Annotated in this window: 11 protein-coding genes; 4 read left to right on the top strand and 7 right to left on the bottom strand. The window is 64.5% G+C overall.

The window, feature by feature from the left end; genetic code table 11:
- Window positions 1-52: 52 nt before the first annotated feature.
- From FAY22_RS15640 to FAY22_RS15630, 3 genes are all read right to left on the bottom strand, one after another.
- Window positions 53-1996 carry a sigma-54-dependent Fis family transcriptional regulator gene (locus tag FAY22_RS15640; protein ID WP_146333474.1) on the bottom strand — a complete coding sequence of 648 codons (1944 nt, stop codon included), beginning with the start codon at window positions 1994-1996 and terminating at the stop codon, window positions 53-55.
- Window positions 1997-2375: 379 nt separating this feature from the next.
- The gene (locus tag FAY22_RS15635) at window positions 2376-2576 is read right to left on the bottom strand and encodes a rubredoxin (RefSeq protein ID WP_146331074.1); all 201 of its coding nucleotides are present in this window, start codon (window positions 2574-2576) and stop codon (window positions 2376-2378) included.
- A complete protein-coding gene (locus FAY22_RS15630; protein ID WP_246860528.1) occupies window positions 2573-3793 on the bottom strand; it encodes an alkane 1-monooxygenase in 1221 nt (406 codons plus the stop codon). The genes FAY22_RS15635 and FAY22_RS15630 overlap by 4 nt, the downstream gene beginning before the upstream one ends.
- Window positions 3794-3928: 135 nt before the next feature.
- On the opposite strand from FAY22_RS15630, the gene FAY22_RS15625 reads away from it, so the two are divergent.
- The 4 genes from FAY22_RS15625 to FAY22_RS15610 all read left to right on the top strand — a co-directional run bounded on the left by FAY22_RS15625 (window position 3929) and on the right by FAY22_RS15610 (window position 9855).
- A complete protein-coding gene (locus tag FAY22_RS15625) occupies window positions 3929-4981 on the top strand; it encodes an AraC family transcriptional regulator (protein ID WP_168204853.1) in 1053 nt (350 codons plus the stop codon).
- 234 nt (window positions 4982-5215) lie between these two features.
- Window positions 5216-6904 carry a methyl-accepting chemotaxis protein gene (locus FAY22_RS22600; RefSeq protein WP_146331072.1) on the top strand — a complete coding sequence of 563 codons (1689 nt, stop codon included), beginning with the start codon at window positions 5216-5218 and terminating at the stop codon, window positions 6902-6904.
- A gap of 125 nt (window positions 6905-7029) precedes the next feature.
- Window positions 7030-8532, top strand: coding sequence for a B12-binding domain-containing radical SAM protein (locus FAY22_RS15615; protein ID WP_146331071.1), 1503 nt, complete (start codon window positions 7030-7032; stop codon window positions 8530-8532).
- Window positions 8533-8601: 69 nt separating this feature from the next.
- Window positions 8602-9855, top strand: a complete 1254-nt coding sequence (locus tag FAY22_RS15610; RefSeq protein ID WP_146331070.1) for a metal-dependent hydrolase — start codon at window positions 8602-8604, stop codon at window positions 9853-9855.
- A 20-nt stretch (window positions 9856-9875) separates the two neighbouring features.
- Here the strand turns inward: FAY22_RS15610 and FAY22_RS15605 are convergent, their stop codons facing one another.
- The 4 genes from FAY22_RS15605 to FAY22_RS15595 form a co-directional block, all read right to left on the bottom strand.
- Window positions 9876-10094, bottom strand: coding sequence for a DUF3717 domain-containing protein (locus tag FAY22_RS15605; RefSeq protein WP_146331069.1), 219 nt, complete (start codon window positions 10092-10094; stop codon window positions 9876-9878).
- Between the two features lie 86 nt (window positions 10095-10180).
- Window positions 10181-11371, bottom strand: a complete 1191-nt coding sequence (locus tag FAY22_RS15600; protein WP_146331068.1) for an acetyl-CoA C-acyltransferase family protein — start codon at window positions 11369-11371, stop codon at window positions 10181-10183.
- 193 nt (window positions 11372-11564) lie between these two features.
- Complete coding sequence (locus FAY22_RS22545) at window positions 11565-11693, bottom strand: hypothetical protein (RefSeq protein WP_256377335.1); 129 nt, start codon at window positions 11691-11693, stop codon at window positions 11565-11567.
- 4 nt (window positions 11694-11697) lie between these two features.
- Window positions 11698-12918: an MFS transporter gene (locus FAY22_RS15595; protein WP_146331067.1), complete on the bottom strand. Its 1221-nt coding sequence runs from the start codon at window positions 12916-12918 to the stop codon at window positions 11698-11700.
- Between the last annotated feature and the right edge of the window lie 28 nt (window positions 12919-12946).

Here is a 12946-nt window from a genome sequence, read left to right as displayed (position 1 = left end):
TTTTTCCGATGCCGACCCAGGCGCCTTGCACCGCACGAAGCGGCCGGCGCCGTCAGCACAGCTTGCGATAAATCGTGTTGCGCGAAATGCCGAGCGCGCGCGCGGTGGCCGATACGTTGCCGCCGTGCGCCTGCAGCGCCTTCTGGATCACAGACAGTTCGACGTCGCCCAGCGTGGTATTGGCCGGGAGAGCGTCGGCGGCCAAGGGCGGGGGACTGTCCTTCTTCATGCTCTGCACATCTTCGAGGAAGTCGTCCGGCAGGTGCTCGAGCCGGATTTCGCCGTCGTCGCCGGTCATCACCATGGCCGTGCGCAGTAGGTTGGTGAGCTGGCGGAAGTTGCCCGGCCAGTTATGCTGCTGGAACAGCTGCATCACGTCCGGTGCGACATGATAGCGGCGGCCGTTGGATTCGCAGGCGAGCAGCTTGTTGACCACCAGCTCGAAGTCGCTGCGCTCGCGTACCGGCGGCAGCTTGACTACCAGGCCGTTGAGGCGATAGTACAGGTCTTCGCGGAATTCGCCCTTGGCGATCATGTCGCGCAGGTTGCGGTGCGTGGCGCAGATCAGCGCGACATTCACCGGGATCGACTTGGCGCTGCCCAGCGGCGTGACCATGCGCTCCTGCAGCACGCGCAGCAGGCGCGCCTGCAGGTTCAGCGGCATGTCGCCGATCTCGTCCAGGAACAGCGTGCCGCCGTTGGCTTGCAGGATGCGGCCGATCGAGCCCTTCTTGCGCGCGCCTGTGAAGGCGCCGTCCTCGTAGCCGAACAGTTCGGATTCGATCAGCGTTTCCGGGATCGACGCGCAGTTGACCGCCACGAAAGGCCCGTTCGCGCGCGGCGAATCGTTGTGGATCGCCTGCGCCAGCAACTCCTTGCCGGTGCCGGTTTCGCCGTTGATCAGGATCGGGATGTCGCGGCCGTTGACCTTGGTGAGCTTGCCGATGATGGCGGCGACCTGCGGGTCGCCCGTGTTCAGGTAGCGCAGGCTGGACAGGCGCCGTCCGCCATCGTCCTGCGCCTGCTCGGCGCGCCGGGGCGGCGGCGTGCTGGCTGCCGGCGCGCGCACCAGTTCGGCGCCGCAGATGGTGCTGTTGGACAGGCGCACCGATGCCTTGGCGTACACGCGCACGCCGCTGGGCAGGCACATCTGCAGCAGCTCGGGGGCGGCGGTGCGGTAATGATCGAGCAGCGCGGACACACCCAGGCCGAACAGGGAGTTGAGCGTATGAACAGACAGCGCTTGCGGAGACAGTCCGAGATTGAACAGCGCGCTGCGGTTGGCGGACACGAAACGCCCGCCAGGCGTAAACGACACGATGCCTTCCATGAGCGTGCCGATGAATTCCGGCTGGGTGTGGAAATGCAGCGTAATGCCGTCCTGGTAGGCGGCGGTAAACAATTGATTCTCGATCATCTGGGCCGACATGCGCACCAGCGCCATCGTGTGGCGGTGGAAGCTCTGGCGGTCGCCGGTCACGTCCAGCACGCCGATCACCGCGCCGCGCGGGTCGAAGATCGGCGCGGCCGAGCAGGTCAGGATGTGATTGGCGCGCAGATAATGTTCGTCGGCATGCACCAGGGTCGGGATGCCTTCGGCAATGGCAGTGCCGATCGCGTTGGTGCCGCGCTTCTGTTCCGACCATGCCACGCCGGCGGTGAGCGCGACGCGGTTGGCCTTTTCCAGGAAGTCGTCGTCGCCCAGGGTATGCATGATCACCCCTTGCGCATCGGTCAGGATCACCATGTTGTGGGTATTGATGATCTGTTCGTACAGCGTCTCCATCACCGGCAGCGCGTACTTGTACAGCGCGCGGTTGTGCTCGATGACGAGCGACAGGTCGGAATTGTTCAGAGGGGCAAATTCCGGATTGTCGGCGCTGCCCAGGCCGTAGGCGGCGGAGCGCCGGTGGGATTTTTCGACCATGGCGCCGCGCTCGTCCGTGGCAAGTGCGCCGAAGCGCGCTGCGCCCGGCACCGCGGCAGGCGTTGCCATTTGTGCAAATGCTTCGCCGAACGCGGCCGGCGTGCCAGCTTTTACCTGTTCCAACTCCGTCTCCTTTGCGGCATGTGGCCGCGTTATTGCTCGCCAAGTTGCTCCATTTTGGAACACTGTGTCGTTTTGAAACAGGACACCTGTGCCATCCGGTCGCGTCTTGATTGCAATTATTTTGAGGCGCGCATGAATCGATCATACGCGCATTTACCATGCATTTTTATGTTTATGTCGTTGCCGGATGCGGATTTAGCCAGATTATCAGTTCCCGCTGTGTCATGCGTCCGCACCGGCCAGGATATCTCAGCAAAAGTCATTCCTTCTGCCAAGCCGGCCGGCCCGGCAGGGCGGGATTGCGTAAGAAATTGTTGGATGGAAATTAATTGGTCGGCAAGTGCCGGCCGCCCGCTTCCTGCGGGCTGGCGGCCACGAACTCTCCTTTCCAGCGCACCGCGCAGTCCGGGCAGGTGAACTCGTCGGGAATGGCGCTCCACGGCGTGCCGGGCGGGTAGCCTTCGCGCGGTTCGCCGGCTTGTTCGTCATAGATGTAATTGCATACGGGACAGGAGTAGTAGGTCATGACGCCTCCTGGCTGGACTGTCGCGCCGTCAGGCCATGACGAGCCATCAGCCGCGCACGCCGCTTCGGATCGAAATTGATGCGCGCCGGATCGCGCCCGACCGCCTGCAGCAGCCGCCGGTCCATGATCCAGAACCACAGTGGCGGAATATAGGCCACCACGAACATGCCGAAATAGCCGTTCGGCAGTTGTGGCACATCGTCGAAATGGCGCAGCGACTGGTAGCGCCGCACCGGATGTGCATGATGGTCGGAATGGCGTTGCAGGTGGAACGTGGCCCAGTTCGAGAACAGCTGGTTGCTGTTCCAGGAATGGTGCGGCTGGCAGGGCTCGTAGCGGCCGTTGGCGAGCTTGCGGCGCAGCAGGCCGTAGTGCTCGATATAGTTGGCCGAGGTAAGCTGGAAATTGCTCCAGAAGGCTGCTGCCAGCATGAACGGCAGCGCATGCCAGCCGAGCCAGGCGATCATCAGCGCGAAGAACACCAGCGTGAGCAAGAGCGGCTGCAAGATGTCGTTGTGCAGCGACCACACCGGTTGGCCGCAGCGCTGCAGGCGGTCCCTCTCCAGCAGCCATGCGCGCTGCAGCGCGCCCGGCATTTCGCGCAGCACGAAACGGTAAATCGGCTCGCCCATGCGTGACGAGGCCGGATCTTCCGGCGTGGCGACGTCGCGATGGTGGCCGCGGTTATGCTCGATGTAGAAATGCCCGTAGCCGGTCATCGCCAGTACGACCTTTGCCAGCCAGCGTTCGGTGTCGGCGCGCTTGTGCCCCAGCTCGTGGCCGAGGTTGATGCCGTAGCCGCCGATGCCGCCGGTGGCGATGATGCCCGCCAGCTGCGCATGCCACGGCAAGTCGTGCGTGGTGAAAAACCAGACGCCGAAGATGAATCCGCCCCACAGCAGCGGCACCAGCGCATACGTGACGTAACGGTAGTAGGTGTCTGCTTCCAGTGCCGGCACCATCTCCTCGGGCGGATTGCTGCGGTCGCGGCCGAGCGCCAGGTCGATCACCGGCAGCAGCACGTAGCTGAGCACGACCGGCGCCCACAGCACGAGCGGGTCGTGCCACAGGTAGTAGAGCAGGGGGCCTGCGCCGTTAAGTGCCGGCATCAGGAGCGACAGCAGCCAGGCGTAACGTTTCGAGTCGCGATAGCCGGCCGCGCCGGCCGGCGGTGAGAGTGTCTCCATGATGTCCTTCTTGTAATATTTGGAGGACACAGCATCTCCTGATATAGCGCAGCCGCACACCGCAAGAACTGGCAATTTTTCGTCAAAATGTGACAGCATGAAAAGCGGTGCGCTGTCATGGCCATGCGCAGCCCCGCGCCATCATTCAATTTCAAACTTGAAACAATGACCGTTCCCGCCCATTGGGTTCAGCCCGCCGTTCATCCCGCCTATGCGCGGCTGCTGTGCATGCATCTGCGCAAGCGCGGCGTGGAATTGTCGCGCCTGCTGTCCGGTACCGGCCTGACCTGGCCGCAGCTGCTCGACGCCAGCCGCTCGCTGAGCTTTGCGCAGATGCGCCGCCTGATCCTGTCTGCGCTGGAGTTGAGCGGGTCGCCGCTGCTTGGCATGGAAATCGGTGCATCGGTGCCGGTTTCCGCGCACGGCCCGGTCGGCTACGCAGCCATGGCCAGCAAGGATGTGGGGCAGGCGCTGGACGTGATCGTGCGCTATTCGGTCTTGCGCGCCAGTATGCTCGATATGCGCCTGCTCACCGGCGGGCCGGTGGCGTGTCTGCAGATACGCGAGCGCTTCGACCTGGGCGACGTGCGCATTCCGATCCTGGAAGGGACCTCGGTGCTGCTGGTGCAAGTGCTCGAAGCGCTGGTCGGCGATGCGCTGGGCGAGCTGGAATACCGGGTGCCGTATCCGGCCGCTCCCTGGCATGCCGCCTATGCGTCGCGCTTTTCCGGCACGATCGTGTTCGACGCCGCCTGCATGGAGATCCGTTTCCCGGGCGCGCTCCTGGCCGCGCCCTGCCTGACCGCCGATCCGCTGGCCTATGCCGCCGCGCTGCGCGACTGCGAGCAAGCGCTCGCCCAGCGCGGACCGGGCGGCGACCTGGCGCAGCAGGTGCGCGCGCGGCTGGCGGCGCGCGAAGGCGATTACCCGGGATGCGACGGCATGGCGGACGAACTGCACATGTCGGCGCGCACCCTGATACGCAAGCTCAAGCAGTGCGGCACCAGCTATCAGGCATTGCTCGACGAAGTGCGCAAGGAGCGCGCGCAATGGTTCCTGCGGCATACCGGCTTGCCGGTCGAGACCATCGCCGAGCGGCTCGGCTATCTCGATACATCCAATTTCGGCCGCACCTTCCGCCGCTGGTTCGGCGTTTCGCCCAAGGAGTTTCGCGCCGGGGCGCAGGCACAAGCCCGTGGCGGCCCGCCGCACGACTGATACTGCGAAGGCCGTGGTGTTGTCATCTTCGCAGCGCGCGATGATGGCGTGCGTTGGAATTTCGCGTCGCTCGCCCGTGAAATGGAAATACTGCTTGCCTAGCCCGCTGATGTAGTAGCAATATTGATTTATATCAATTTTTTACATTCATCCTGCTTCGATACAAAGAATGCACCCGTTGGACAGCGGCAGCGTTCTTCCTGTGTGCGGCAACAGACCTTTCGCAAGTGACAAATGAATAATTCCAGCATGAAAGTCGGCACGCGCCTCGCACTCAGCTTTGGCAGCGTGTGCATCCTGTTAGTCGTGATTATTGCCATCGGCCTCGTCAAACTGCGCGAGCTGAACGCGGCCACGTCGGGCATCATCAAAGAGCGCTGGCCCAAGATCGAAATGGCCAGCGACATGCAGGCGCAAACCGACCGCATCGCGATCGCACTGCGCAACATGATGCTTACCGATAGCAAGGATGACCGCCAAAAACAGGCGCAAGACATCGCCGACGCGCGCAAGGCGACCGCCTCCGACGTCGACAGGCTGGAGAAGGTGATTGTCCTGCCGAAAGGCAAGGAATTGCTCCAGAAGGTGAAGGATGCGCGCACCGCCTACATCGCCGGGCAGGAAAAGCTGATCGCGCTGATCAACCAGGAGCAGGCGGCGGAAGCAAGAACTTATCTGAGCAATGAGCTGCGCCCGACACTGAAAAGCTACAAGGAAGCGCTCAGCAACATGATCCAGTTCCAGGTCGAACTGATGGAGATTGCCGGACGGGACGCGGACGAGGCGCATGGCAGCGCGCGTACGCTGATGGTGGTGCTGGGGCTGGCGACGGTGATGCTGGCTGCGCTGATCGGCTTCGCGATCACGCGCGGCCTGCTGCGCCAGCTGGGCGGCGAGCCGGAGTACGCCGCAGCGATCGCCGGGCGCATCGCCGATGGCGACTTGACGGTCGACGTCGAACTGCGTGCGGGCGACCAGAGCAGCATGCTGTATGCCATGAGCAAGATGCGCGACAACCTGGCTTCCATCGTGGCCCAGGTACGCTCCGGCACCGACATGATCGCCAACGCTTCCGGCGAGATCGCGGCCGGCAACCTCGACCTGTCCTCGCGCACCGAGCAGCAGGCCAGCTCGCTGGAGGAAACCGCCTCCTCGATGGAAGAGCTGACCTCCACCGTCAAGCAGAACGCCGACAACGCACGCCAGGCCAACACGCTGGCCAGCTCGGCGTCCGGCATCGCGCAAAAGGGCGGCGCGGTGGTGGCGGAGGTGGTGGACACGATGGGCGCCATCAACGACTCGGCCAGGAAGATCGTCGACATCATCGGCGTCATCGATGGCATCGCGTTCCAGACCAATATCCTGGCGTTGAACGCCGCGGTGGAAGCCGCGCGCGCCGGCGAGCAGGGACGCGGCTTTGCCGTGGTGGCGTCGGAAGTGCGCAACCTGGCGCAGCGCTCGGCGTCGGCGGCCAAGGAAATCAAGGCCCTGATCAACGACTCGGTCGACAAGGTCGACAGCGGCGCGCGGCTGGTCGACCAGGCCGGCGCCACCATGCAGGAAATCGTCGAGAGCGTGCGCCGCGTCACCGACATCATGGGCGAGATCAGCGCCGCCAGCCACGAGCAAACCGCCGGCATCGAGCAGATCAACCAGGCCATCGCGCAGATGGACGAAGTCACCCAGCAGAATGCCTCGCTGGTGGAGCAGGCCGCCGCCGCCTCGGAAGCGATGCAGGAACAGGCGAGCAACCTGGTGCAGGTGGTGGGGGCATTCAAGATTGCCGGCACGCATGCGGTGGCAGCGCCAAAGGCCCGCGCCCCGAAACCGGCCGGACGGCCGCAGCCGGCCAGACTGGCCTCGGCAGCAATAACGACGCGTCGCGCGCCGGCCAAAGGCGGCGACGACTGGGAAGAGTTCTGACGTTCTGACGCCGGGCGCCTGAAACGGCGCCCGACCGGCATTTCACCCAGGGAATTGCCGGCCTTCCGCGCACGGCCGGAGCCGCACGCGTAAAATGGCGGCTCGCCGCCATTGCCTTCCGCACCATGACTATCCTGCTCGCCACCCTCAACGCCCGCTATTCCCATGCCGCGCTCGGCCTGCGTTACCTGCTCGCCAACATGGGCGACCTGCAGCAAGCCACGCAACTACATGAATTCGTGCTCGGCACCAAGCCCGCCGAGGTGGTCGAGCGCATTCTCGCCTACCGGCCGCGCATCGTCGGCTTCGGCATCTATATCTGGAACGTGGAAGAAATCGAGCGCATCGTCGCGCTGCTCAAGCGCGTCGCGCCCGAAGTCGTCGTGGTGCTGGGCGGCCCGGAGATTTCGCACGAAACCGCCGAGCGCAGCATCACACGGCTGGCCGACTACGTCATCACCGGCTGGGGCGACATCACGTTCGCCTCGCTGTGCCGCCAGATCCTCGACGGTCCCAAGCCGCTGATGAAGATCCACGCCGGCGCGCAGCCGCCGCTGGCGGAAATCAAGCTGCCGTACTCGCTCTACACCGACGACGACATCGCGCACCGCACGCTGTACGTGGAAGCCTCGCGCGGCTGCCCGTTCAAGTGCGAGTTCTGCCTGTCGTCGCTCGACAAGACGGCGTGGCCGTTCCCGCTCGACGCCTTCCTGGCCGAAATGGAAGCGCTGTATGCGCGCGGTGCGCGCCTGTTCAAGTTCGTCGACCGCACCTTCAACCTGAACATCAAGACCAGCCTGAAGATCATGCAGTTCTTCCTCGACAAGCTGGCCGCCGCACCGAACGATCCGGTGTACGCGCATTTCGAGCTGGTGCCGGACCACTTGCCGGACGCATTGAAGGAGGCGATCGTGCGGTTCCCGCCCGGGACGCTGCAGTTCGAGATCGGCATCCAGAGCTTCAACCCGGAAGTCCAGACGCTGGTCAGCCGTCGCCAGGACGACGAAAAGGCGGCCGCCAACATCCGCTGGCTGGGCGAGCATTCGCACGCCCACCTGCACGTCGACCTGATCGCCGGGCTGCCGGGCGAAGATCTCGACAGCTTCGCGCGCGGCTTCGACAAGCTGGTCGCGCTCGGCCCGCACGAAATCCAGTTCGGCATTCTGAAACGCCTGCGCGGCACGCCGATCATCCGCCACACCGACACCTACCAAATGGTGTTCGATCCCTACCCGCCGTATTCGATCCTCGCCAACGACCGCATCGACTTTGCGACGATGCAGCGGCTGGTGCGGTTTTCGCGCTACTGGGACATGGTCGCCAACTCGGGCCGCTTCGCGAACACGCTGCCGCTGATCCTGGCCGACGCGCCATTCGCCAATTTCATGCAGCTGTCGGACTGGCTGTACGCCAGGACGGACGCCACGCACCGCATCGCGCTGGAACGCCTGGTCGCGCTGATCGCCGAGTGGCTGGGCGCGCGCGGGATGGATGCCGCGATGGTGGAGGCCACGCTCGACAGCGACTACGCGGGACAGATGAGCAAGCGGCACCTGCGCATGAAGGCGCAGGCCGCAGGCAAGGCCGACGCGGCCGTGCAGCGGCAGGCGCGGCACTTGGCGGCGTGATGTAAAAAAGCGGCGGCACGCCGGCGCACCGTTCCGTTATCCCGCGCAAAGCTGTGCAAGAATTGCGCAATGGATAATCTTTCGCATTCGGTCGTCGGCCTGGCCGCCGGCGAATTCCTGCACCGCAGCCTGTTCGACGAAGCCACGCCGCAACAGCAACGCACACGCCGGCGCCTGCTTCTTTTTACCGGCTGGGCCGCCAGCAACTTTCCCGATCTCGACCTGCTCCTCACGCCGTTGCTGCCTGCGCCGCTCGGCTATCTTCTGCATCACCGCGGCCATACCCATACGCTGCTGTATGCCTTGCCGCAGGCGCTGCTGCTGTGGCTGCTGATACGGATGCTCTGGCCTTCGGCGCGCGAACTGCTCAAGCAAAGCGTCGCCGCGCGAACCGGCTTCCTGCTGATGCTGGCCCTCGGTTTTATGCTGCACCTGTCGATGGATTTCCTCAATTCGTACGGGCTCCATCCGTTTCACCCCTTCGATTCGCGCTGGTTCTACGGCGACATGGTGTTCATCGTCGAACCGGTGTTCTGGATGGCCTTCGGCGCGCCGATGATCATGCTGCTGCCGCGCCGTGCGCTGAAAATTGGTTTCATGGCCTTGCTGGCCGGCGTGCCGTTCTACTTTGCCGCGCGCGGCTTCCTGTCATGGGCGTCGTATGCGGCGCTGATGTCGATCGCCATGGCGACGGCCGTGTCGCAGCAGCGCGCCGGCGAGCGCGGCAGGAGGGGCCTGGTCCTGGCCATGGCCGTCGGCCTGGGCTTCGTCGCCGTGCAAGGCATGTCTTCCACGCGGGCGCGGGAGAATGTCGCGCAAGCCCTGCACGGTATCGACGCCGAAAGCCGGCTGGTCGACGCTGCCATGACGGCGTTTCCGAGCAATCCCTTTTGCTGGGCCTTCGTGTCAGTTGAAAGCAAGAGCGCAAACGGCAGCTACCGCCTGCGGCGCGGCGTCGTCAGCATCGCCCCCGGCATCGCGCCGGTGGCCGCCTGCCCGTCCAGCCTGTGGGAGGAGAGCGCGCACGCGCACCATGCGCCTGGAATCGTGTTGACATGGGAAGAGCGCGGCAGCCTGGAACGCTTGCGCCGGCTGAAAGCGGAAAACTGCTTTTTCGAAGCCTGGCTGCGGTTTGCGCGTGCGCCGGTCGTGAACGAGGCAACCGTCTTTGATGCACGCTACGGCACATCAACGCAGGGGAATTTCACGGCGATGGCGCTTGCGCACTCTGGCGATCGCGTCTGTACGGAATTTATTCCACGCTGGGACTATCCGCGTGCGGACCTTCTTGCCGCTCCCGCGCAGGCAGGACGCGGGCATTGAGCGGCGGCTTCGGCACGCTGTTAAATGCCGTGTTCCCGGCGCCAGGCGTCCAGCAGCTGCTGCGCCGGCTGATCGAGGGAGTCGAATGCAATGCTGTGGGCGCGCGTGAAAATCATCTTTGCATACACCGTCGCCAGCGCGTTGACTTCGGGCGACAACGCGCATTCCTCGCCATGCGACGGACGCAGCGCGCGCCAATAATTGATCGCCTGCTCCAGTTCTTGCAGAGAAATGTCCATGCGCCAGTGTACTTTTGCAGGCAACCGGAATCGGCCGCCGTGCCGCCGGTATGGGTGCCGCGCCAGCGCGCGGCACCCTCCAGGCATCAGAGCCGCTCGATGATCGCGGCAATACCCTGGCCGCCGCCGATGCACATCGTGATCAGACCGTAGCGCTTGCCGGTGCGGATCAGCTCGTACAGGCACTTGACGGTGATGATCGCGCCGCTCGCGCCCAGCGGATGGCCCAGCGCGATCGCGCCGCCGTTCGGGTTGGTGCGCGCCGGATCGAGATCCAGGCCCTTGCAGACGCCCAGCGACTGCGCCGCGAACGCCTCGTTCGATTCGATCACGTCCATGTCATTGAGCGACAGCCCGGCGCGCTTCAACGCCAGCTGCACCGCCGGGATCGGGCCGGTGCCCATGATCGACGGTTCCACGCCGGCCACCGCATACGACACCAGGCGCGCCAGCGGCTGCAATCCTGCCCGGGCGGCCGCGCCGGCTTCCATCAGCACGCAGGCCGCCGCGCCGTCGTTCAGGCCGGAAGCGTTGCCGGCGGTCACAGTGCCGCCTTCCTTCTTGAACGCCGGCTTCAGCTTGGCCAGCGACTCCAGCGTGGTATCGGCCTTCGGATGCTCGTCGGTGTCGAACAGCGTCACGCCCTTGCGGCCTTTCACTTCGACCGGCACGATCTGCGACTTGAAGTGGCCGGCGGCAACCGCTGCCAATGCCTTCTTCTGGCTTTCCAAGGCGAAGGCATCCTGCTCTTCGCGCGAGATGCCGTATTTCTCTGCAACGTTTTCCGCGGTAATGCCCATGTGGCCGGCGCCGAACGGATCCGACAGCGCGCCCACCATCATGTCGATCATCTTGAAGTCGCCCATGCGCTGGCCCCAGCGCGCAGCCGAGGTCAAATACGGCGCGCGGCTCATGGTTTCCACACCGCCGCCGATGGCGATCTCGGTGTCGCCCAGCTGGATCGCGTTGGCGGCAGTGACAATCGCCTGCAGGCCGGAGCCGCACAGGCGGTTCAGCGTCAGCGCGGCGGACTCCTTGGCCATGCCGGCGTTGATGCCGACCACGCGCGAAACATACATGTCGCGCGGCTCGCAATGGATCACGTTGCCGAACACGATCTGCCCGGCCTGCGCGGGTTCGACCTTGGCGCGCGCAAGCGCTTCCTTGACCGCGATCGCGCCCAGGTCGCAGGCGGAAAAATCCTTCAGCGAGCCGCCGAAAGTGCCGATTGCGGTACGCGCGGCGCCGACGATTACTACGTCCTTCGTATTTGCCATTTTGGGTCCTCTGTCGTTATGGATTGAAATGTGTGCTTGCGAGCCGACGATATCGGGGAAGCGGATTGCGTGACGAGCATAGCGAGATATCGACGAACGCATTTTGTCCGCCGATAAGGCGCGCAGCGGGCATGTCGAGGAGAGATGATACTCCGATTAAGACGGTCGTTCTATTCTGTGACGCCTGGCGGGGTCAGAAGCACAGCACGATCCGGTTCGCCAGGTCGAACACGAACCCCGGTCGCAGGTAGGCGGCGAACGCCAGCGCCAGCACCGCAATGAGCGCGGCGCCGAGCAGCAGGCGCTTGATGCGTTCGTGCATGGCTTCAGGCCACCGCGGCCAGCGGCTGGCGCTTGATCGCGCGCTCGTTGATCGGCAGGTTCACCAGTGCGGCGAACACGCCGAGCGCGAGCGTGATGCCCCACACCGTGTTGTAGTTACCTTGCTTGGTGAACAGATATCCGCCAAGCCACACGCCGAGGAAGCTGCCGACCTGGTGCGAGAAGAACACGAAGCCCGACAGCATCGACAGGTATTTCACTCCGAAAATCCCGGCGATGACGCCGTTGGTGAGCGGAACCGTCGACAACCACAGCAAGCCCATGGCGCCGGCGAACACATACACCGACCAGGGCGTGAGCGGGGCCAGCAGGAACAGCGCGATCACGATGGTGCGGCTGAGGTAAATGCTCGACAGCAGATAGCGCTTCGGCAAAAAGCCGCCGAGCTTGCCGGCGTAATAGGAACCGAAGATATTGAACAGCCCGATCAGGGCCAGCGCCACGACAGCCACGTTCGGGTCCAGGATGCCCTTGTCCTTCAGGTAGGACGGCATGTGCACGCCGATAAACACCAGCTGGAAGCCGCACACGAAATAGCCGGCCACCAGCAGCAGGAAGGGGCGGTAGGCGAACGCTTCGCGAATTGCTTCCCCCATGCTCTGCTGCGGGCCGCCGGCCTTTTCCATCGGCTGCTCGCGCAGGCCGAACGCCATCGGAATCATCACAAGCGCCACCAGCGCGCCGAGGATGTAGAACGCGCTCTGCCAGCCGGTGGAGGAGATCAGTTGCTGTTCGACCGGCATCATCACGAACTGGCCGAGCGAGCTGGCGGCCGAGGAAATGCCGAACGCCCACGAGCGCTTCACTTCCGGCGCGGTGCGGCCGATGATGCCGGAAACGGCACCAAACGCGGTGCAGGCCAGCGCCGCGCCGATCAGCACGCCGGAGCCGACCACGAAGGCGGTCGGCTCGTTGACCAGTGCCATCCATACCAGCCCGCCGACATACAGCAAGGCGCCGATAATCACTACCCGCGCGGTGCCGAAACGGTCCGCGGCCATGCCGGCGAACGGGCCGAACGCGCCCCACAGCAGGTTTTGCAGCGCCATGGCCAGCGAATAGGTTTCGCGCGTCCAGCCGTGCGCCTGCGAGATCGGCTGCAGCCAGAAACCGAAACCGTGCCGCACGCCCATGGCCAGCGTCAGCACCATGCCGCTGGCGATCAGGACGGTTTTCAGTTGCGGCGCGCGGGTGGCGGTCAGCATGACGGAACCTCGATGGTCAAAAAAGAGG

Source organism: Noviherbaspirillum sp. UKPF54 (assembly GCF_007874125.1).
In the GTDB taxonomy this organism is placed as follows: domain Bacteria; phylum Pseudomonadota; class Gammaproteobacteria; order Burkholderiales; family Burkholderiaceae_D; genus Noviherbaspirillum.
The sequence above is the reverse complement of the archived record's forward strand: the minus strand, read 5'-3'. Positions and strand labels throughout refer to the sequence as shown.

What these genes read in the sequence shown, in the direction of transcription:
- FAY22_RS15640 (WP_146333474.1), bottom strand. Translation starts at nt 1,996, where the DNA reads ATGGCAACGCCTGCCGCGGTGCCGGGCGCAGCGCGCTTCGGCGCACTT.
- FAY22_RS15635 (WP_146331074.1), bottom strand. Translation starts at nt 2,576, where the DNA reads ATGACCTACTACTCCTGTCCCGTATGCAATTACATCTATGACGAACAA.
- FAY22_RS15625 (WP_168204853.1), top strand. Translation starts at nt 3,929, where the DNA reads ATGACCGTTCCCGCCCATTGGGTTCAGCCCGCCGTTCATCCCGCCTAT.
- FAY22_RS22600 (WP_146331072.1), top strand. Translation starts at nt 5,216, where the DNA reads ATGAATAATTCCAGCATGAAAGTCGGCACGCGCCTCGCACTCAGCTTT.
- FAY22_RS15615 (WP_146331071.1), top strand. Translation starts at nt 7,030, where the DNA reads ATGACTATCCTGCTCGCCACCCTCAACGCCCGCTATTCCCATGCCGCG.
- FAY22_RS15610 (WP_146331070.1), top strand. Translation starts at nt 8,602, where the DNA reads ATGGATAATCTTTCGCATTCGGTCGTCGGCCTGGCCGCCGGCGAATTC.
- FAY22_RS15605 (WP_146331069.1), bottom strand. Translation starts at nt 10,094, where the DNA reads ATGGACATTTCTCTGCAAGAACTGGAGCAGGCGATCAATTATTGGCGC.
- FAY22_RS15600 (WP_146331068.1), bottom strand. Translation starts at nt 11,371, where the DNA reads ATGGCAAATACGAAGGACGTAGTAATCGTCGGCGCCGCGCGTACCGCA.
- FAY22_RS22545 (WP_256377335.1), bottom strand. Translation starts at nt 11,693, where the DNA reads ATGCACGAACGCATCAAGCGCCTGCTGCTCGGCGCCGCGCTCATTGCG.
- FAY22_RS15595 (WP_146331067.1), bottom strand. Translation starts at nt 12,918, where the DNA reads ATGCTGACCGCCACCCGCGCGCCGCAACTGAAAACCGTCCTGATCGCC.